The sequence below is a fragment of the Enterococcus sp. 3H8_DIV0648 genome, assembly GCF_002140655.1.
Classification (GTDB): domain Bacteria; phylum Bacillota; class Bacilli; order Lactobacillales; family Enterococcaceae; genus Enterococcus_A; species Enterococcus_A hulanensis.
This window is the reverse complement of sequence record NZ_NGLG01000002.1, coordinates 1,365,207-1,386,601: the sequence shown is the minus strand read 5'-3', so window position 1 is coordinate 1,386,601 and position 21,395 is coordinate 1,365,207. Positions and strand designations below refer to the sequence as shown.

At 40.9% G+C, this 21,395-nt stretch carries 19 protein-coding genes and 1 pseudogene; 16 read left to right on the top strand and 4 right to left on the bottom strand.

What is annotated here, in order from left to right; genetic code table 11:
* The first annotated feature begins 6 nt into the window (after nucleotides 1–6).
* The 15 genes from A5875_RS22730 to A5875_RS22660 all read left to right on the top strand — a co-directional run bounded on the left by A5875_RS22730 (nucleotide 7) and on the right by A5875_RS22660 (nucleotide 16,222).
* On the top strand, nucleotides 7–2,643 hold the full coding sequence (locus A5875_RS22730) for a pectate lyase-like adhesive domain-containing protein (protein ID WP_441316230.1): 2,637 nt from the start codon (nucleotides 7–9) through the stop codon (nucleotides 2,641–2,643).
* A gap of 8 nt (nucleotides 2,644–2,651) precedes the next feature.
* Nucleotides 2,652–3,044 (top strand): LPXTG cell wall anchor domain-containing protein, encoded by a 393-nt coding sequence (locus A5875_RS22725; RefSeq protein ID WP_088935822.1) that lies wholly within the window; start codon nucleotides 2,652–2,654, stop codon nucleotides 3,042–3,044.
* Nucleotides 3,045–3,081: 37 nt separating this feature from the next.
* Nucleotides 3,082–3,741 carry a WxL domain-containing protein gene (locus A5875_RS22720; protein WP_088935821.1) on the top strand — a complete coding sequence of 220 codons (660 nt, stop codon included), beginning with the start codon at nucleotides 3,082–3,084 and terminating at the stop codon, nucleotides 3,739–3,741.
* A 28-nt stretch (nucleotides 3,742–3,769) separates the two neighbouring features.
* On the top strand, nucleotides 3,770–4,549 hold the full coding sequence (locus A5875_RS22715) for a WxL domain-containing protein (RefSeq protein WP_088935820.1): 780 nt from the start codon (nucleotides 3,770–3,772) through the stop codon (nucleotides 4,547–4,549).
* 24 nt (nucleotides 4,550–4,573) lie between these two features.
* On the top strand, nucleotides 4,574–5,311 hold the full coding sequence (locus A5875_RS22710; protein WP_088935819.1) for a WxL domain-containing protein: 738 nt from the start codon (nucleotides 4,574–4,576) through the stop codon (nucleotides 5,309–5,311).
* Nucleotides 5,312–5,376: 65 nt separating this feature from the next.
* Complete coding sequence (locus tag A5875_RS22705) at nucleotides 5,377–6,462, top strand: DUF916 and DUF3324 domain-containing protein (RefSeq protein WP_088935818.1); 1,086 nt, start codon at nucleotides 5,377–5,379, stop codon at nucleotides 6,460–6,462.
* Entirely contained in the window at nucleotides 6,440–7,201 is a 762-nt protein-coding gene (locus A5875_RS22700) for a class A sortase (protein WP_088935817.1), read from the top strand. The genes A5875_RS22705 and A5875_RS22700 overlap by 23 nt, the downstream gene beginning before the upstream one ends.
* Before the next feature lie 21 nt (nucleotides 7,202–7,222).
* On the top strand, nucleotides 7,223–7,813 hold the full coding sequence (locus tag A5875_RS22695) for a hypothetical protein (protein WP_088935816.1): 591 nt from the start codon (nucleotides 7,223–7,225) through the stop codon (nucleotides 7,811–7,813).
* On the top strand, nucleotides 7,806–9,236 hold the full coding sequence (locus tag A5875_RS22690) for a helix-turn-helix domain-containing protein (RefSeq protein ID WP_088935815.1): 1,431 nt from the start codon (nucleotides 7,806–7,808) through the stop codon (nucleotides 9,234–9,236). Before A5875_RS22695 ends, A5875_RS22690 begins: the two co-directional genes overlap by 8 nt.
* Nucleotides 9,237–9,337: 101 nt before the next feature.
* Nucleotides 9,338–9,808 carry a MarR family winged helix-turn-helix transcriptional regulator gene (locus A5875_RS22685; RefSeq protein ID WP_141108380.1) on the top strand — a complete coding sequence of 157 codons (471 nt, stop codon included), beginning with the start codon at nucleotides 9,338–9,340 and terminating at the stop codon, nucleotides 9,806–9,808.
* Between the two features lie 4 nt (nucleotides 9,809–9,812).
* A complete protein-coding gene (locus tag A5875_RS22680; RefSeq protein WP_088935814.1) occupies nucleotides 9,813–10,523 on the top strand; it encodes a B3/B4 domain-containing protein in 711 nt (236 codons plus the stop codon).
* Between the two features lie 143 nt (nucleotides 10,524–10,666).
* Nucleotides 10,667–11,650: an AraC family transcriptional regulator gene (locus A5875_RS22675; protein ID WP_088935813.1), complete on the top strand. Its 984-nt coding sequence runs from the start codon at nucleotides 10,667–10,669 to the stop codon at nucleotides 11,648–11,650.
* Between the two features lie 148 nt (nucleotides 11,651–11,798).
* Nucleotides 11,799–13,127 carry an MFS transporter gene (locus A5875_RS22670; RefSeq protein ID WP_088935812.1) on the top strand — a complete coding sequence of 443 codons (1,329 nt, stop codon included), beginning with the start codon at nucleotides 11,799–11,801 and terminating at the stop codon, nucleotides 13,125–13,127.
* 26 nt (nucleotides 13,128–13,153) lie between these two features.
* Nucleotides 13,154–14,743 carry an alpha-L-rhamnosidase-related protein gene (locus A5875_RS22665; protein WP_088935811.1) on the top strand — a complete coding sequence of 530 codons (1,590 nt, stop codon included), beginning with the start codon at nucleotides 13,154–13,156 and terminating at the stop codon, nucleotides 14,741–14,743.
* Nucleotides 14,744–14,851: 108 nt separating this feature from the next.
* The gene (locus A5875_RS22660; protein WP_088935810.1) at nucleotides 14,852–16,222 is read left to right on the top strand and encodes an MFS transporter; all 1,371 of its coding nucleotides are present in this window, start codon (nucleotides 14,852–14,854) and stop codon (nucleotides 16,220–16,222) included.
* Nucleotides 16,223–16,281: 59 nt separating this feature from the next.
* Here A5875_RS22660 and A5875_RS22655 read toward each other — a convergent pair whose 3' ends face one another.
* The 3 genes and pseudogenes from A5875_RS22655 to A5875_RS22645 form a co-directional block, all read right to left on the bottom strand.
* Complete coding sequence (locus A5875_RS22655; RefSeq protein ID WP_088935809.1) at nucleotides 16,282–17,115, bottom strand: Cof-type HAD-IIB family hydrolase; 834 nt, start codon at nucleotides 17,113–17,115, stop codon at nucleotides 16,282–16,284.
* Between the two features lie 370 nt (nucleotides 17,116–17,485).
* A pseudogene (locus A5875_RS22650) lies at nucleotides 17,486–18,115 on the bottom strand (RNA-guided endonuclease TnpB family protein); the annotation flags it as partial.
* Nucleotides 18,116–18,535: 420 nt separating this feature from the next.
* A complete protein-coding gene (locus tag A5875_RS22645; protein ID WP_088935808.1) occupies nucleotides 18,536–19,204 on the bottom strand; it encodes a cyclic nucleotide-binding domain-containing protein in 669 nt (222 codons plus the stop codon).
* 91 nt (nucleotides 19,205–19,295) lie between these two features.
* On the opposite strand from A5875_RS22645, the gene A5875_RS22640 reads away from it, so the two are divergent.
* Nucleotides 19,296–19,895 (top strand): YczE/YyaS/YitT family protein, encoded by a 600-nt coding sequence (locus tag A5875_RS22640; RefSeq protein WP_088935876.1) that lies wholly within the window; start codon nucleotides 19,296–19,298, stop codon nucleotides 19,893–19,895.
* Nucleotides 19,896–19,934: 39 nt separating this feature from the next.
* Here the strand turns inward: A5875_RS22640 and A5875_RS22635 are convergent, their stop codons facing one another.
* Nucleotides 19,935–21,083, bottom strand: coding sequence for a cation:proton antiporter (locus tag A5875_RS22635; protein WP_088935807.1), 1,149 nt, complete (start codon nucleotides 21,081–21,083; stop codon nucleotides 19,935–19,937).
* Nucleotides 21,084–21,395 lie beyond the last annotated feature (312 nt).

Genomic DNA, 21,395 nt, shown 5'->3' with positions numbered 1-21,395 from the left:
TTATTAATCATTCTGCTTCCGAATAGCAACATTTTTATCGCAGAGGCTAAAGAGGCGTCAACTTCTTCGTCAAATATGACTGACAAAATAGAGCAGAGTAATAAACAAAACATAGAAGCGACTACCAATACCACTTCAACGGAAGAAAATATTCAAGAAAGCTACAATTCTGAGTCAAAATTTGAAAGTGAACAAACGGAAAAAACAAAAAGCATGACAGAAAGTTCATCCGCCAAAGATCAAGAAAGCGAAAGCTCAGAAACGAAGGATGATGTGCAAAAGGCTATGAAGACCGATGCTGAGTTGCTGGCTGCTAATGAGGCTGAGGTGAGTAATTGGACAGATTTTGTGAATGCGATTCTAAACGAGGATATTACCAAAATTACGCTAACCGCTAGTTTTGATAATCCCAACGCCTCGGATGTTAGACTCTCCACTTATGCAAGGAAAAATGATTTAGAAATTGACGGACAAGGCTATCGCGTTAATTTTAAGGATTCCTCGATCTATCTTGCTTCGCCGAAAAATGCTATAGGATATTTCCAAATGCATGATATCATTTTAAACCAAAATTATGCTGGTGCTTATTCTGAAGATATCGTTGGTACACGTTTGATTACTGCAAATGGTGTTAAGTGGAAATATCGCTTTGGAAACATCACTACAGAATCGGGTGTACAGCGGTTAGCTAGGGCTTCTCATTCAGAAGTAAGAGTTTATGGAAATATGAATATCAATACTCGTGCAGAAAACTTCTATTTGGGCAGTCTCATTATGGAAGACGAAACAATTTATAAAGGAAACGTAAACTATTATGATTTTTCAGTTTTTTGGTATAACGAAGCAGCTAATGCTGGTTCTACTGGGGCTTCCAGAGAATTTACGATAGGAAAAAATTGTCGTGTTGATGTTGGTCAAACACAAACCTCTGGTCGAACATATCCCGCTGTGTATCACCATTATCTTTCGTTGACTGTTGGGGAAAATAGCACCTACAACGTTGATATGCCAGGAAATGCGGTACGTTTTGACGATGCGGGCGCCGGTATGACGATTAAAAAGGGCGCAATCGTAAATTTGACGAGTAAACAAACATCAGGTTCGGTAGTAGCCTTTAGTAACAATAATACCTATTTAAATGCGGAACCAGGCAGCTATTTCTATGTCATCGGAACAAGTAATCAACCATTGATAAATATCTCGGCTGATGGGCTTGGAACGGGGAGCGTAGTTCGCACAGGAAATTCATTTATTTTAAACAGTCCCGCTCAATATGACTTGCGAAATTTGAATAATAGTCAGACCGCTGTGAATGTTGCTTATATCAATTATTCAGCTAACACTTTCGCGATTTCCGATTCAGATATCGATTTATGGAAGGTCGGTATTCCTGTTTTAGGACCTTCTAGTGAAACGTATGCGAAAGTTCCTAATTTGAATGTTGTGGGAAGCGGTACGAGAGAGGTCGTTACGACACCGGTTGCTGGATTAGACCAGTTTAAGCAAGCGAATTATCGACGGATTTCGGGGATGAATCAGAATCCTAAGATCGAGTGGACGGCGGTGACTGATGCGGATAAGACGATCAAAGGGCGCGTGATTATTGGGGAAGTTCCTGATAACAACGGCTTGGTCGCAGGGGAGATCAAGTATATTCCAGTCTATGCCTCAGAAAATCAGGCGAAGGTCACGTTGACGGACACTCACGGAAACGTTAGAGCCGATTTACCAACAGATGCCAACGGCTATGTATCCTATTCAGATACAAATGATCCGATCCAGTTTCAAAAAGCCGGAGAAAAAATTTCTGGTATTGCCGAACGAGGACCGTGGATCACGCCAGATCCAATCGAAACAACTGTTATTGATGCAACACCACCAGAACCCGCTAAAGTAGACCATTCGGACGCCATCCAAAGTACTACTAAAAAACTAACGGGAACTGGGGAGCCTAACAGTATTATAACATTAACCGTTAATGATCAGCCATCGGGAATTGCCGGTCAGCTGGTCGGCGCGGATGGAAAATGGGAGATCGATATCTCCAGCTTGAACCTTGTAAAAGATGATGTACTCCAATTCTTCTTACAAGATCAAAGCGGCTTGATTACAGGCCTCAGTGAAGCCGAGCGACCAAGCACGAATAACGCAATCGGGAATATCAATCCTAAAAATGATATGAACTATCGTGACGCAACCTTCAAAGCAGCAACAAAAGCTACTGTGGTCGGTTACCTGTCTTTAGCTTCGGTTCCAGACGGTCTTGAGTTTGGAGACAATCAAGTATCGAACAAGACCGAAAACTATCGGCCAACGATCAGTGGTGAGCTGGTCGTTTCAGATACCCGCGGCGGGGCGAAAAAACCATGGCGATTGACCTTGAACCAATCAGAAGAATTAAAAAACGGCACGATTTCACTTGGGGATGCGCTTTACTATACGTCTCAATTAGGCGAAAAGCAGATCACGACAGCGACACAAATTGTTGAGTCGGGAGAGTTTACTGCTGACGGGTCGAAAAATATCTCGGCCGATTGGCAAGGCAGCAACGGATTTAAGCTGACGGTCCCAGTCGAAAAACAACGTGTAGGCGACTATTCAGGAAAATTGTCATGGAAACTAGAAGATGTCCCAGGAAATTAGGTGAGTAGATGAGACGATTCGTGATAAATAGTTTATTGATGATGCTGGTGCTCTTTACTACTATGCCTGTCTTTGCGGCAGAAGCTAATTATGATAGTAACGGAGTCACAGCGTTTTACGGAAAATATGAATACCCAAAAGAAGAACCTGAAAAGGAAAAGCCGGCTGAAAAAACAGAAACTGATAATGAAGCGGCAAATGAGACGGTCCAACCAGCAGCACCTGCTGCGTCAAGCAAGTTGGCAAGTACATTACCTGTTTATAAAGGTGAGGGAGCCATTCTTCCGGTGACGGGAGATACCTCTAGCGGGCTGACTTCATTGCTTGGTGTTGCCTTATTGGCACTTCTCTTTTTCAAACTGAAGGAGGTGGAGAACACTGAAAAAAATACGATTTGTTAGTTTTCTCCTCCTATTTTCAATCTTTGCGGGCGGAATCATGGCGCAGGCCGAGGATACAAACACGCATATGAACTATCAAAGCGGCGGCGGTTCAGCAATCAAACCGCTTGATCCACTGCTGCCAGATCCCACCAAACCGGTGATACCCATTGATCCTACTGATCCAACAGGGCCGCCTGCCGGAACTGGCGGAAGCCTTTCGCTCGATTTTGCCTCCGGTTTTCAATTTGGCAATCAAGCGATTTCTACTAAAAATGAAACCTACTATGCTCTTCCACAAGAATATACCGACTTTGACGGGACAAAGAAAAAAGGTCCCAACTATGTTCAGATGACGGATGTTCGAGGAACCGGAGCAGGGTGGCAATTGAGTGTGAAGCAAAATGGGCAGTTTCAAACGTCAGAAGCACAAAAGCTTGAAGGCGCCGAATTACAATTCAAAAACGGCGAAATGATTTCCAATCTTTCAAGTACGTATGCGCCGACTGCCAGCACAACGATCGAAATGCCGTTGGATGCGGAGATCGATGTCGTGACTGCCAACAGCGAAAAAGGGATCGGTACATGGCTCTATCGCTTTGGCTCAGATGAGTCCAGTGGCGGACGCTCGGTTCAACTGACCGTTCCCGGCAGTTCAGTAAAATATGCAAAAAAATATCAAACTTCCTTGACTTGGAGTTTAAAAAACGTACCTTAAATAAAACATTATTGTGAGGAGAGAAATTATGAAAAAAGTAAGACTTATGACAGTTGCCACTTTAGCAGCACTGTCGCTATCAACCGTTGGAGCACTGACTTCACATGCAGCATCTGTAGATTATGATTCAAACGGCGTGGTGGAGTTCATTCCCAATACGGACCCGACTCAACCCGTTGATCCGACCGATCCTGACCCAACAAATCCCGTGGAGCCAGTCGATCCAACCGATCCTACTGGACCAAATCCGGGAACAGATGGACCGTTATCCATCGACTATGCATCCTCATTAGACTTTGGGGTAAATAAAATCACGAATAAAGATGAAGTTTACTATGCAAGAGCGCAACAGTTCAAAGACGGCCGCGCGGCAACACCAAACTATGTTCAAGTTTCTGACAACCGCGGGAATAACGCAGGTTGGACATTGAAGGTTAAACAAAATGGTCAATTCAAGGCAACAGGTACTTTGAATGATACTTTGACAGGCTCAGAAGTGAAACTTGTCAGCCCAACAGTTAACAGCAACTCAACCGCAGTATTTCCAACAGCCGCTGCAACGATCGAACTAGATCCTGCAGGAACCGAAAGCTTAGTAATGTCGGCGAAAGTTGATCAAGGGGCTGGAACTTATTCAGATCGTTGGGGAACAGTTGAAACAGTCAAAGAAACGGATAAAGACGGAAACGAAGTCGATGCTGAAGTGACGAAAGCAGTTACCTTGTCAGTGCCCGGCAGCACACCTAAAGATGCTGTGAAATACAGCACATCATTGACATGGAGCTTGTCTGACGTACCAGGAAATTAATATAAATTAGGGGGATTACTTAACATGAAAAAATTTGGTTCTTTATTTTTAGCAGCAGCTATTTTAGCAGGAGTAACATTAGGCACTACAACAACATTTGCGGCAGACGGCGGCGATTATGATTCAAATGGTGTGATTACCTTTACACCAAATACTGATCCGACGAATCCGGTCGATCCCGTTGACCCAACCAATCCGGTTGACCCAGTCGATCCAACTGATCCAACGGGTCCAAAACCAGGAACAGCAGGACCTTTATCGATCGATTATGCGTCAAGCCTAGACTTTGGTACACAAAAGATCACGTCTAAAGATGAAGTCTATAAAGCAAAGGCCCAAAAATACATCGATAAAGATAGTGTAGAGAAGACCGGACCGAACTTTGTCCAAGTAACAGACAATCGCGGAACAGAAAAAGGCTGGACCTTACAAATGAAGCAAAACAGTCAGTTCCAAACAGCGGATGCTGATGAATTAACTGGTGCTGAGATTACCTTCAAAAACGGAAATGTCGTGACGGCTTCTGACTCAGAAAAACCAACTGGACAAGCAACAATCGTGGCAGATCCATCAGGTGATTTGAAGGATGTTATGGCAGCTAAAGATGGACAAGGCTCTGGGACTTACTTGCTTGATTGGGGTACCAATGCGGCGACAGCAGCTGACAGTATTGAATTAAGTGTGCCAGGTTCAACTACGAAATATGCTAAAAAATATTCAACAACATTTACTTGGGTACTTAGCGACACACCAGGAAACTAATTAATAAGAAGGAAAAAAGGGATGCTGGAAACATCCCTTTCTTTCACTGAGAGGATAACGAGACGATGAAATTTAGAAAAATGGCGATACTAGCGGCAACTGTTTTTAGTAGTTTAATGATGACGACACCAAGTTTTGCTTCGGAATTCAATTTTGCGGTAACACCTAAGCCGTCAGAAAACCAAATCGACAAGCAAAAAACGTACTTTGATTTATTATTGGCGCCAAATCAAGAGGAGACATTGACCGTCGATCTGCGAAATGATACCGATAAAGAAGTAGTCGTAGAGGCTCAAATCAATAGTGCGACAACCAATGGCAACGGTGTAGTCGAGTACAGCAAAAATGCGATCAAAGCGGATAAAACACTAAAATACGATATAAAAAATTATGTCGAGGCACCAGAAGAAATCACCCTAAAACCGCAATCTGCGGCCGAATACAAAGTAAAAATACATATGCCGAATGAAAAATTTGCTGGTGTGATCGCTGGCGGTATCACCTTTAAAGAAAAAACAACCGACAAAACAAGCGCTTCTTCGGATAAAAATGACAAGGGTCTAGCGATCAAAAACGAGTATTCCTATGTCGTAGCCCTGTTGATGCGCCAAACAACTGATAACGGCGCTCCAGACTTGAAGCTGCAAAACGTGAGTCCAAATCAGCGCAATGCCCGCAATGTCATCCAAGGAAATCTGCAAAATCCCAACGCGACCTATTTGAATCAATTAGCGACTAAAACAACGATCACTAAAAAGGGCAGCACTGAAGCACTCTATACAGATGAGCAGTCTGACATGCAGATGGCGCCGAATTCTAACTTCAATTTATCCGTACCGTTAAAAGGGGATCGTCTAAAGGCTGGGAAATACACGATGAAAATCGAAGCCTACGGTCAACAAGATCCAGCCGGAAGCTATCAATTCCAAGCAAAGGGCAGTTCAAAGGAAGAGAGCTACCAATACCATTGGTCATTGGAAAAGGATTTTGAGATTAAGGCCGAGGTAGCGAAGAAATTGAACGATTCAGATGTCACGATCAAAAAAGATTACACATGGCTGTATATCCTGATTGGGGTTTTATTATTAGTAGTGATCATCCTATTCATCGTTTGGCGTAAGAAGAAAAATGACAAAAAAGATCCGGTTTAGCCTCATTTTGATTTATTGTGTGGCAATCACGCTATTGTTTCTGCCGTTTATGAAACAAGTATTAATTATTTATCGAACCCAAACCGTTTCGATCAAACCAATCGAAACGGGGGATGTTTCGGAAAATGTTTCTTTAGAAGCGGTTCAGCCGCCCGATTTGACAGATGTATTAGCCTTTGAAAACAAGCAAACATTTTATTCAACCGGTCAGATTATTATTCCCAAAGTCGAGATCAGCCTGCCGCTTTTTTCAGGTGTAACGAATGAGCAGCTTTTGGTTGGCGCAGGGATGCTTTTTCCAGAAAGAAAAGCGGAAAAGCAAAATATCGTTGTGATTGGACATCATTTAGGGCAAAACAATCTGCTGTTTGGCAAGTTGCTGAATGCAGCAGTTGGCGACCCGATTTATTTGGAATATCAAAATCAATTCTATCAATATAAAGTTAGTCAAACCAAGCTCATCCAGCAAACCGAGCTTGAGGTGTTGGAAAACAGAAACAAAGCGGAAATCACACTAATCACCTGTGACAAACCAACCCATACCGAACAGCGGTTTGTGGTTAAAGGAGAATTAGTTCAGCAGCCAACGAAGAAAAGCAGGCAAAAACTATTGCAGCAGACGCAACTGATCCAGAAAAAAAATCAGCAAAAAAATCTGATCTATTGTATCGGTGTAGTGCTTCTGTATCTAGTCAGCTTGTTAATCGGAATAAGACTCATTACTAAGATCAGCCAGTAAATTACAAAAAGGAGTGATGGGATGAAGAAAAAATGGACCCGTTCATTGTTGGTCGCCATCGGAGCATCGATCTTTTTATATTCAGAAGATGTTTTTGCAAACACGGCCATCTATGACCCGCTGGACCCGCAGAATACGATTACTCCAATACCTAATGAAGAGCACGATATGAGTGATTATTTAGTGGAAAATGATTCAACCACACAATCAGCTGAGTCAAATTCTTCAGAAGAATCCAAATCCGAAGTGACTATGCAAAACAAGGAAGAGGACGATGCTCAAAATGATCCTGCTCAAAGTGAAGGGCAGCCAGCCAACTTGCTGCCTAAAAATGGCTTGAAGCAAGCGGACAAAGACGATGATTTCTCAATCCCAAATCCCTATCTGCCAAAGTTCAAGGAACATCCGAAGAACCAAGTTCTGATGTTAGACGATGAATTCTTTTTTTCGCAGAATACGACCATCCTTCCGCCTGATAGTGGCGGCGGATCGGGCGGTGCACCCAATGACTTTGCGGATATTGCTCAAAGTGCTTATCTGCTGTCAGGTGTTGTCTTGTACGGTAAATCCAATGGAAATTTAACATCAAGGGTGAGTGAACACTTTGCTTGAAAATTTACTAGCAAAAGAAGAATGGCGGAAATACCAGCTTTTAAAGCAATTAGAGCGCAGCTCCTATTTTGCGCTATCCAAAAAAGAAATCATGGATCATTTGGCGATTTCAAATTTTGTGCTTAAAAGTACCATTGAACAATTAATCCAGGATTTGGAAAAATATGGTTTGACTCAGGAGATCCATGTGTTTTTAGAGGAACCCTTTGTACAGCTGGAGATCACCGGAACGGCCAGCTCGGAAACCCTTCTAGAAAACTATGTAGCAGAATCAACCGGCTTTAATATTTTACTAGGAGCTGTTTTAGGCAAGTTCAAATCGCTGAATGATTTCTCGGAGAAGACACTGCTCAGTTATCCGATCGCCTACAATAATTACAAGCTGTTAAATAAATACCTTGCAGCTTATGAGCTTTCGATCGATAAAAAATTCCGCCTCATTGGTGAAAGTGAAAAGAACGTTCGTTTATTTCTGACGGAGCTGTTTTCTCGTATCTATAAATGCAATTTACAAATTTTTGATCAAACAAGGAGCTTTGTTCAGGCTAAGCAAATGAAATTGAAGGACACGAAGCTGACCGTTCATCAAAAAACGGCTTTAGAGCACTATTTATACGTAACCGATCTAAGAATTCGCCAACAAAAATTTGTCGAAGAGGATCATAAAAATGTCCTATCAATGGAAGACATTAAAGAAGAATTGACGGATAGTTTCTTTGTTCGTGTTCCTGCTGAGGCGCGGGAAGCAGAAGTCTGCGCTTTCTTGAGTTTTTATTATTCTCGGTCAGAAGAGCTGGGGAAAAAATTGAAGCTGCGGGAAAACAAGCAGATTCTGAACTGGAGCCAAAATTTATTGACGAAGCTGATCGAGTCTTTTCCCAAATTAATGGAGATGCCTGAAAAGCACGAGCAGTTCTTGGAGCAAAGCAATTTTTTGCATTTTCAATTTTTGGAAACAAGTCAAGCAAGCGAAACCATTCAACCGGAAATTAATATCATCTATTTCCAGCAAAATTATCCTGCTGTCTTAGAATTTTGTCGTGTGTATATATCCGGGCTGCAACATAGCGAACCAGAATTATTTTGTAAGAAGAAGCAGGTCCTTTTCCAATACTTATTTTTGATTTTAGATTCCTTTTCAAAAGAGACACTCGTTGAGGTGATCAATGTCTATGTTGATTTTTCCTTGGGCAATTTATACAACCAATTCATTACGGAAAATCTAAACTTTTTCCATCTAGTCGGAGCTAGAATCATCACCGATATTGAAACCGCCGATATTTTATTGACTGACTCAAGAGATATAGGAATTGCTTACAATATTGACTGTGTTGTTTGGTTATCACCTCCGCGCCCGTTAGATTGGGCAAACCTCGGACAAAAAATTATTCAAAAAAGAAACGAAAAAACGAAGAAAGTGTAGAAGCTGTTTCATTCTATGCTTTTTTTTTGTCGTTGAATATTTTGTTGCATTTGCAACAAAAATAAATTATGATAAGCATGACTTGGATAAGGAGGATTAAAATGATCGATGTTCTTAGAGAGATTGGCAAGATCGCCAGAGCCTTGGATTCTATCGCCAATATTGAATTTAAAGAGTATCAGCTTTCCAAAGGACAATACCTGTATCTGACCCGAATTTTCGAGAATCCCGGCATCATTCCTGATAAATTAGCCGAGATGATCAAAGTTGATCGAACCACTGCGGCCCGAGCCATTAAAAAGTTGGAGGAGAAAGGCTTTATTGAGAAGAAGCCTGATTCGAAAAACAAAAAAATCCGTCGTCTATTTGTTACCGCAGAAGGAGCAGAACTCGCTCCAATTATCCAACTGGAAAACGAATATTCGAATCAAATCGCGCTGCAAAATTTATCCGCACAGGAAGTAGAGGTATTTGCTAAAACCTTGAAGACCCTGACCGCTAATATCGATGAAGAATGGCTATCCGTCAAAAAGGGCAATAAGCGACCTTATTTAAAACAAACAAAGGAGTAATCATATGACAACATTTATCGCAGAACCTTCATTCTGGGAAATTTTTCCCGAGGCACAAATTAACCTATTGATCGTAAAAGGCATTAAAGATAACCAAACACAGGAAACCGATACCTATTTGATTGATCTATTAGCGCAAGGAAAAGAAGCTGCGAAGGGATTTCTGCAGGAAGAAACCTTCAGCCAAAATCCGGTAATTGCAGATTGGCGCGGCGCTTTTAGCCAATTCAAAACAAAAAAGGGTGCCCGCTCTTCAATCGAAGCGTTGTTAAAAAGGGTTAGTCAGGATCGTGAGTTTTCCCAAATCAACCCGCTAGTAGATATTTATAATAGTATTTCATTGGAATTTGCAGTGCCATGTGGGGGCGAGGACTTGCAAAAGGTAGCTGGAGATCTTCGTTTAGGTCAAGCTGTCGGTGGAGAAGCCTTCTTACCGTTAGGCGCTGATGCCGATGCGCCAGCCTTGCCTGGTGAGATCATTTATTACGATGATGAAGGAGCCATTTGCCGCTGCCTGAACTGGCGGGAAGCGCAACGAACGATGCTGACAGAAACAACGAAAGATGTCATTTTCTTTATGGAATCAGTCAATGCCCAGCAAGCCCAACGTGCTGACCAAGCGATGCAGGAGTTAAAGAAACGAATTACTGAGTATTTCGGAGTCGAAGGGATCGATTTTGTTGTGAATTTTGGGAATTCGGAAGTGAATATTTAATACTTAAAGCAAGGTTTTGTATGGAGCCTTATTTTTTGAAATAGTCATTGGTGTATAAAAAACTTTTTCTTTCATTAGTGTGGATGCTATTCTATGAAGAGGGTTATTAACTATTTGTGAAAGGGCTAGTTGGAGGAACTCAAATGAAACTAGAGGAACTAAAGGATTTACTGTTGCATGAAAATGAAATCGAAAAGATCCAACGTACAAAGGGCTATAATGTCAATGATCAGCATCTGCCTTTTGAAGAAGTTGAGATTCCTAAAATGCCAAGCAGCAGCTTTTTTAAAGAGGGCAACATTTTCATTAATAAACATCATCGGTATTCAGAAATGCCCAAGCACACGCATGAATTTGTGGAGTTCAACTATATGCTGTCTGGAAGCTGCACACAGTATGTTAATGAGAAGAAAGTGGTGTTGAACGAAGGTGAAATCATTTTGCTAGATAAGGATATCGTTCAACGAATTGATCCATTAGGTCAAAATGATTTATTGATCAATATTTTGCTGAAGGATGAATCAATCACAACGGATATCATCATCAATATGGTCAAATCGACGGGATTAGTCAACGAATTTCTAATGAATGCTTCAAATAAATCTGGCGCACATGATGCTTTTATTCACTTTCATTGTGGGATGAATGATGAGGTTCAGGAGATCATTCATAACCTAATCTTGGAATATTTTCAAAAGAAAAGGTATTTTATGCGCGCGGCCAACTTATTGTTGTCCCTTCTATTGATTGAATTAACACGAATGATCGAAGAGGAGAGCTTAGATAATTACCAGAAAAAAGATGAAGAAATCATCAATATCTTAAAGTATATCGATGTTCATTTTAGACACCTTAGTTTGAAAGACTTAGCCGATGAGTTTGGCTATAATCCAAACTATATGGGAAATAAATTGAAAAAGGAAACTGGCAGGACCTTTCAGGATTTAATCAATTCTGCCAAATATCAGACGGCCTTGGAGCTGATGAAGGAAACGGATAAAAGTATCGAAGAAATCGCCTATGAAGTTGGTTTCTATTCATTGCCTTCACTGTACAAATTGTTTGCTAGATTCACCGAAAAGACGCCGAAGCAAGTGAAAACACAGATAATTAAAAATGAAATTTAAAAGACTTTCCTTTTTTGAAGGAAAGTCTTTTTCTGTAGTTTGGATAAAAAACATCTGTCGTTAGACCATAGTTGGAAATGTGTAATACGCTTACAATTAGCTCGTAAGTTGATCAGCTGATTAGAAAGATGAAATGGAGTGTGTGATTGTGAGTAAAAAAAATGATTCAACAAATTCATTAGTGAAAAGGTATTCACCTTTGGCGACTGCGGCTGGAATAGGTTCTATGTTGGGGTCAGGCTGTATCGTCGGCTTGTCTGCGACGATTCCTGTTTGGCAAAAGGGGTTGGAATTAACGACTGGACAGGTTGGGATTCTTTCAGGTGGTTTGACTTTTGCGATTGCCTTTGGCTCGATGTTTGCAGGAAATATCAGTAAAGGATTCGGCTTGATTCGATCGTTTAATTGGCTAAATCTTTTTTATGCGATTGGTGCGGCGATCTGTATTTTTTCCAATAGTTTCTTGATGCTGTTAGCAGGAGTGATCATTATGGGAGCGTCATCTGGAGCAGATTTACCAATTAGTTTGACTGTGGTTTCCCATGATGCACCAGATGAAACGACATCGGCTAAGCTGGTTTCTTCGACACAAATCTTTTGGCAAATCGGTGTTTTTATTTCTTATATCTGTTCCTTCTTACTTTCTGGGATCGAAGGTGTTCTGGGGGCGCGGATCGTTTTTGCTATTTTATTCGGCTTTGCAGTAGTGACCTGGCTATGGCGGACACTTTCAGCGAAGTTCAAAACCTTCCATGAAGAAGGCTATGCCCGCCAAGCGGCTAACAAGACGATTACTGAACAAGGCCAAGAGGTGTCCTTTAAAACCGTGCTTTTTGGTCAGAACAAAAATAAATATTTAGGGTTCTTCTTAGCCATTATTACTTTTTATGTGTGTTGGAATTTATTGGCAAATACATGGGGTCAATTCCAGACCTATGCGTTAACAAATGCTGGCGCAACTCAAACCCAAGCTACTGGATTGGGAATCGTGCTAAACATTGTTTCTTTAGCTACTACGATTGTTTTTGCATCGATTTCTGGTGGGAAATTCCGCAACAAGGCTTTCTTCATCGGTGCTTTCGTACAATTTGCGGCGATGGTAGGCATGGCATTGATCGGCGGCGGAGCTGGCTTTATCGCTTTAGCTATTACGATTGCTTTTTATAATTTCGGTAATCCATTAGCTGGTGAAGCGATTTATAAAGTGTGGACCCAAGAATCATTTCCTGCTGAAACTAGAGCATCGCTTCAAGGCTTCATCAATGGTTTTTCACGATTATGCTGCGGACTTTTTGCTTTTGTTACTCCTTACTTGGTGATGCCGGATCGCATCCAATCATCAATGATTGGATTTGCAGGAATCGTCCTGTTAGCGACCATCGCTGGGATCGTCATGATGAGATTGCAGAAAAAATATGGAACGTCTGAGAATCATAACGTCGAGGCTATTCAAGATACCGATGTCACAGTGCAATAAAAAGAGAGTTAGTGAGGAGAATGAGCATGGCTTTTACCTTTCAAATTAATAATGATGTGGTTTGGGATTATGATAAAAATTTATTAGAACGAGCAGAGGCGAATATTCCTGCATTGCTTGAAACAGAAGTTCGACCAATTCGGATCGTGGAGCGGATTCCTGAAGATCAGCGAGCAAATGACTTTGAATTACGCGAAAGCAAAAAGAATATTTTGTCATTAAATGATTACTCACTTGGCAGAGATGAGTCGTTGATTTTAGATTTAGGGGATCACTATGTCGGGCAATTTAGTGTTGATATCGCTTCGGTCGGGTCACCGATGGATGCACCGCTATATTTACGATTGAAATTTGCGGAGGTGCCATCAGAATTGTATGCCGATTCAGCGGATTATGACGGTTGGCTATCGCGATCATGGATTCAAGAAGAGTATGTCCACCTAGATGTATTGCCTGCAACATTGAAATTACCTAGGCGTTATAGCTGCCGCTATGTGGAGTTGACGGTCATCGATACTTCGCCTAAGTGGAAAGCAAGCTTCAGTAATCCGTTGTTTGTCGCTAAAAGTTCGGTTTCAATGGATCAATTGCCAGCTGTCACTATTGAAGATGAGGAATTGAAAGCAATCTACAATGTCTCTGTAAAGACGCTGCTGGATTGTATGCAGACTGTTTTTGAAGATGGCCCGAAACGAGATCGCCGATTATGGCTGGGGGATCTGCGTTTGCAGGCTTTAGCAAATTATTACACCTTCAATGATTTGTTTTTGGCTAAGCGCTGCTTATATCTTTTTGGCGGCATGCGTACAAATGATGGGAAAATCCCGGCGAATGTGTTCACAGAGCCAGAGCTGACACCGGATGACACGTTCTTATTTGACTACAGTCTCTTTTTCGTGACCTCGCTATATGATTATGTTGAGCACACAAAAGATTATGATGCCTTAGAAAATCTGTATCCCATCGCCAAAAAAGCTGTCGATTTAGCGCTTGAGCAAGTGGATAGTCAAGGCCGATTAGTTTTAACAGAAGATTGGCCGGTCTTTGTCGATTGGTCCAATGATTTCGAAAAATCAACGGCTGGACAGGCCATCATGATTTATACCTTGAAAAGATTTTTAAAATTAGCAGAAGCCTACAATGAATCGGAAAAAGCACACTATCAACAATTGTTAAATAAGATGGTTGATTTTTCCAAACAAGCCTTATTTGATACTGAACAAAAACAGTTCATTATCGAAGGAACGAATGAAGTGAATGTCGCAAGTCAGGTTTGGATGGTCTTGGCGGAAGTCTTTGATAAGAGGACAAATAAGCGCATTATGCGAGAAATGATGAAGAATCATTTTCCCATAAAAGGAATCGCGACACCTTATATGTATCACCATGTTGTAGAGGCACTGTTTATTGCCGATTGCTCAGAAGAAGCGATTAAGTTGATGAAAGACTACTGGGGAAAAATGATCGAGCTTGGAGCAGACACTTTTTGGGAAGCCTTTAAGCCAGAAGATCTAGAGTTCTCCCCCTATGGCAGCCCGATCCTCAACAGCTATTGTCATGCTTGGAGCTGTACACCGGCCTATTTGATTGGGAAATATTTGTTGGCAAATAAGTAAAGACAGTTGTCTTTGGATAAAGATGGCTCGAAAAAGCAGCTAGTATTCGAGCCATCTGCTAACACGTCGTTTGTAAGAAATGTCATGGTTATAAAAAGGAGTATTATTATGGAAACTACACAAACGAATCAATTGAAAAGAAAGCGGCTAATGAAGTGGCAGCAGCGGATTGGTTATGGCGTGTCGGATTTGGCCTGCAATCTGATTTGGCAAATGATCTCGCTGTATCTTTTGTACTTTTATACCGATATTATGCATCTGAATGCTGCATCCATTAGTTTGATGTTCGTTGTTACTAGGTTTGTGGATGGTATTACGGATTTGCTGGTAGGCTATTTGATTGATCACACCAATACACGATGGGGGAAATCACGCCCATATTTTCTTTTCGGCGCGATTCCATTTGCTCTTTTTGCGTTTCTTTGTTTCAATGTGCCTGATTTTTCAGCTTCAGGAAAGTTAGCTTATGCCTATGTGACGTATTTCGGTTTATCATTGGCCTATACTTTAGTAAATGTTCCGATGGCTTCGATCTTGCCTAGTCTTACGAATGATACGGAGGAAAGAACCGCACTATCGACGTCGCGTAAATTCTTTGCCTTTTTAGGAGCAACGATCGTAAGCTCGACAGCGTTGGCTTTAGTGGCATTTTTCGGAAATGGTAATGAAAGAGTTGGCTTCAAGATTGTTATGGGAATTTTTGGGATCGTCGGCTGTCTTTTATTCTTCTTCACCTTCTTTAGCGTGCGAGAATTGCCGGCCCAAGGATCAAAAAGCATTTCGCTGAAAACGGTCTTTCACTCTTTAAAGCAAAATAAACCTTGGTTGATCTTTGCTGTTAATATTCTCTTTATGTGGACCAGCTTCTTCATTCAATCAAGCGCATTGGTTTATTATTTTACAGTTGTTGTTGGAAATAAAGCACTCTCGATCACCGTCGCAACTATTATGTCGATCGTTCCAATGTTCGCAAACTTTTTCGTCCCGATCTTAGCCAAAAAAATCGGGAAGAGAAATCTCTATACGTTGTCTTCCAGTATTCAATTACTTGGATTGGTAATTATTATGTTCGCTGATAAGGCAGTATCCGGTATTTTGTTTGGTGCATTTATTTCAGCGATCGGCTACGGAATAAAGGAAAGCATCTATTTTTCGATGCAGGCAGATCCGGTTGATTATGGCGAATGGAAGACTGGGGTCAATGTCTCTGGTTCACTTTCAGCCATCAATGGATTTTTAGGGAAAGTCGCGCAGGCAATCTCTGGCGGATTAGCTGGCGCTTTACTTGCTTGGGGAATGTACCAGCCAGGTGAGGCAATTCAAAATGGGAAAGCACTTTTCGCGATTCAAGCCATGTATCTGTATGTTCCAATGATTTTGATTATATGCTCAATTATCACGATGCAGTTTTACAATTTAGATAAAATTTATCCGAAGATCAAAGCTGAGTTAGAAGAAAGAAAAGAAAACGAGCAATAAAATCACTCAGAATGCAAAAAACAAGCTAGGCATGTAATTGCCTAGCTTGTTTGTGCAAACTAAAGATATTTCTCCAACCCAACCGCGATCCCATCTTCGTCACATGAAAGGGTCACGTCATCGGCTATTTCTTTCAAATCATCGACAGCATTTCCCATAGCGACACCGATTCCGGCGTATTCAATAATCGAACGGTCATTATGGCCATCACCGAATGCGATCATATTATAAGAATGAATGCCTAATTCAGGGAAAACAGTATTTAACGCTTTGGCTTTATCAATTCCTTTATCTGTGAACTCAAAATAGAAGGGAGCCGAAAATGCGGCAGTGACTGTTTCCTTAAATGGCGCATAGATTGCTTCAACATTCTCCTGTAGATATTCCGGTTGCGCTGCGATCAAAATTTTATTGATCGGGAAGTCAGCGAAGTTTGCCAGATCGTCGATTTCACAAAGCTTAAAGTTACCGCCGCGAGCTTCATACTCAATAATGTTGAAATCACCATCAGGTAAATGGAGCGTCCCGTTGTAAACGTCATTTACATAAAGATAGTCTTCTTTGTCAATCATCGGCAAAACATCGAAATGTTTCAAATGATCTAAGATCGCTTGTCCTGTTTCGACACTCATCGCTTGGTTGAAAACAACTTGTTTTGTTAGGTAATCCGTTACTTGCGAACCATTATAAGAAACGAGATAGCCTTCATATTTTGTCATTTCCAGCTCTTCTGCCAGTTCAAACATCCCCGTCGTTGGGCGTCCTGAAGCTAAAATCACCTTGATGCCTTTTTCTTGAGCCGCGATCAAGGCCTGTTTAGTTTTTTCTGAAATGATTTTTTCTGAGGTTAATAGCGTACCATCAATATCCAGTACGATTGCTTTGATATCCATTCCATCACATCCTATTTATTCTTACCTCAAGTCTACTATCAGCAAGTTCGAGTGTAAATGGTTTCATTTGTAAATCGCGTTGGAATTTGTTTCTATCTAAGAGCTTTCAGACTGCTGGATGTTCTGTCAAAATCAATACCGAGAATAGTGCGCTATGATCAATTGATTCTGCGAACATCTCGGAATTTTCTCCAATCCAGATCAGGATAACCAGTGAACTACTCACCACTTAGCTAAACCTAACGGTTCTTAACGCTTGAAGTGGGAGCTTCTTGGGAATAGAGCTTACTTGCGAACGTATTTCTTTGTTCACAGCGGTTTCTCTTATTTACCAAGCTATCCCCGTAGTTCCTACGGTTCTTGATTGTATCTATGCTAATTGTTTTAGTCGTAGTCCTTCGGTCAGAATATTGATGCTTGCGTTGATGTCTCGGTCATGATGAGCATGACAAACAGAACAAGTCCAATCTCGGATTTCGAGCATCTTTTTGCCATCGTTATGCCCACATTCTGAACAAATTTGGCTGGAAGGAAACCATTTATCTACTTTGATAATTTCACGTCCGTACCAATCAGATTTGTATTGTAATTTAGTCACAAAACTAGACCACGATACATCCGAAATACTTTTAGCTAGTTTATGATTACGTAACATACCTTTTGAATTTAAGTCTTCAATACAGATAATATCGTGATTTTTGATAATTTCTGTACTTAATTTATTCAGAAAGTCGTTGCGTTGATTCATTACTTTTTCATGCAGGCGAGCAACTTTTTGTTTTTGTTTCTGATAGTTTTTTGCTTCAAAGAGATTGATGCCTTTCTTTTTAGCTAGTAATGCCCGTCTCGACAATTTACGTTGTTCACGTTTTAGTTTTTTTGCCATTTTTGACGTAAATTTATTATTATCGATCTTTTGACCGTCAGAAAAAATAGCAAAATCAGTTATACCGAGATCAATCCCAATAGCAGAATTAGTTTTAGGAAGCTCAACTATTTCTGTCTCTTATACACATCTAGATGTGTATAAGAGACAGAATACATGTAGACCAAAACTAATACCTGCTAATTTTTAAAAAACAAAAATTTTAAGTTTTTAAAAAGTTTTTAACCAATTCGATTGAAAGTCCAATCCATTTTATAATTTTTTTATTATTCATTTGATATCTTAAGTATACGGAGAAATAGTTTTTTTTAAGATCAACAATTTCATGGAAGACTGAAGTTCTTGTGCTTCATTTAACAATCTGCATCTTCTTTAAGCGACCTGCTGGTAATCTTTATAAAACGCTAAATAGCCGAACGACCTTGTACTATCATTCTTGATAGCTGCAAAGTCGTTCGGCTTTTGTTTTGTGGTTGTTTGTTCATGAGACGAGTCCGTCTCTTTCACAAATCAAGTGTCTATTCTTCATGTTTTTTAAGCTTCATTCCCCGCTCGAATCAGCTCATGAAGCTTCTTTTGATCGATTAAATATCCGCCTTTGTTTTTTTCAATATACCCATTGTCCCGCAGGTATTTGAAAGTGTGTGTTAAATGGCGGTAGCTGACGCCTAAATAATCGGCGATTTGTGTGTTGTTTTCGCTGTATTGATCGTTTACGGCAACTTCTACTAATAATGCCGCTAGACGATATTTTAACTCAAAGGTTTGAGCATTTGAAAAATGCGTCATTCGCAGCAGAAGTTTTTTTCCGATGTACTGAGCGATAAAGGTCGGAAATTCGGGCTGCTTCATTAAAGTACTTTCCACCACTCCCATCGGAATCGCCAAACAGCGAACAGAATCGATCGCGATCACATCTTTGGGCATTGCTTCTGCCTTCACCAGCGTCTGCTCCCCAATAAAATCACCGGTCTCAAGAAACTGCAGGATCAGGTTCTTTCCATTCGCTTCCTGTTGAATGATGCGGGCTTTTCCTTCCAATATAATATAGAGATAATCTAGTTTAGTCGTCTGACTAACGATTTTTTCGTTGCGGTCGTAGTCGATTATGAAGCTTTGCCTTAAGATCGTCTCAGTCAAAAATGGTAGCTGCAGGTGGTTCAAGCTGTGCTTGTTTGATTCATCATAGTTTTCTTTTTTCATTTTTTCTCCTAATTAGGCTATATCTCCTAGTTGTCATTTTTTATTTCCGGCATACTCATCCTATCAATTAGTTATCGGAGGAACAATCATGATGAATCGAAAAAATTTAACTCTTTCTTTTTTTTACTATCTGCTGAGTGCTTTTGGGATCAGCTTAACACTGAAAGCCAGCATCGGCGTCAGCAGCTTCAACTCGCTGAATGCTACATTGGCTGAATTTAGCCAGATCAAAATCGGGACTATCACTGCTATCTTGAATTTCTTATTTTTGATTAGCTGTTTACTGCTGGATCGGCAGCCTAAGCTGAAAAACTATCTGACGATGAGCATTGCTTTATTGTTTTTCGGCTCAGCGATCAATCTGTTTACCTATTTTGTTTTCCCGCTTTTTACGCTCCATTCTTATCTGTTAAAATGCCTGCTGTTCATTTTGGGGACGATCATCGCCGGGATCGGGACGGGAAAAGTTTTGAAATATCAGCTGCTTAAATTCCCGATCGAGACCTTTTGTTTATTTTTAGCTGAACGAACCACTTATAGCTTCAAGTTTTACCGCTACAGCATTGATCTATTCTGTATTGCGATCGCTTTGCTGCTGACTTTTACCTTCCATTTGACCCTGATGGTGCGAGAAGGTACGGTGATCAGCTTTCTCTTATTGTCCCCAGTGATTTCTTTCGCCAAAGACTAAAGAAATAGCCTGCCACGCTTTAAACGTGACAGGCCTTTTTTATGAATACAGTTTTTTCGTAAAATATTTTAGTAAAAATGGCGATGATAAGGTCGTAAACAGGATGACCAAAATAATAGAAGAATAGTGTTTTCCAACTACTAAATGCGCCTGAAAGCCCAGTTGCACAATGATCAGAGCCATTTCTCCGCGAGAAACCATCCCTGAACCCACCATCAAACTGCTTTGATTCCCAAAGCCCGACAGCTTTCCTCCGAGAAATCCGCCCAAAAGCTTTGAAAAAATGGCGATGGCGGTAAAAACAATGATGAACAGCAACTGCTTAGTCAGACCATCAAAGGTCACTTCCAAACCGATACTGATAAAAAAGACTGGAATAAACACGGCATAGCCGATCGCCTCGATATTGTATCGCACATCTTTCCAGACATTCGTCTGACCAATCGCAATCCCGCAAGAAAACGCTCCGATCACTGAACTTAGTCCGATGAAATCAGCCAAATAAGACATACTCAGACACAACGTCAAAGAAACGATAATCACAGAAGACTGAGCAAATATTTTTTTACTCAACTCCATCAAATAAGGCGCCCCCCAGCGAATCAAGAAGAAGACCGCGATGAAAAAGAGAACCTGCGCAATCAACATGAAGCCAAGAGATCGGTCGCTGGTACTTTCAACTCCCAATAAGGGCATACACAGACTAACGATCAAGACCACCAAAATGTCATCAACGACTGCGGCTCCTAGAATCGTCGAACCTTCCTTCGTGTTGACTGCTTTTAATTCCTTCAGAACTTCGACCGAAATACTGACAGACGTTGCCGCCAAAATCAACCCAAAGAAAAAGGACTGGTTAAATGGGATATCAAAGAGATTGCCACTGCCGGTTCCCAGTAGCAACGGGAATAGAATCCCCAGCAAAGCCACGTACACCCCCGGCCGAAAATACTTTCGCAGCAGCGGCAAGTTACTTTCGATCCCTGCAAGAAACATCAGTAAAATGACTCCGATCTCAGAAAAATCCGTCACCAGAATATCTGGATGGACGATTTTCAGTCCCCCATTTCCCAGCAGAATCCCCACGAGCAGCTGCCCGATCACCGCTGGTATGCCGATCCTTCGCGAAAAATGGCTCGCAACAGTGACACACACTAAAATCAGACACAAAACACCAATAAACTCCATCTCTTCGCCTCCACAATCGCAAACTAAAAACTAGCGTTAATGCAATTGTATTCGTTTACATGACGGAAGTCTATCGGAAAAATTAAGAAAGGCTTCGCGAACTCGCTCAGCTTTTGAGCAATAAGACCAAAATATTTCTAAATTGCTTCTCAAATTTCGAAATATTTTTGCTTATTGCCGATAAAGCTAGTTCGTGAAGCCAGACATAGATATACCCGCTACAAAGCGATTTATTCATGTAAAGATTTTATACTTTCTTTATAGATTCAGGTGTCAAAACCTTCTAAATAAAAAGAGAAACAGTCAATCTGT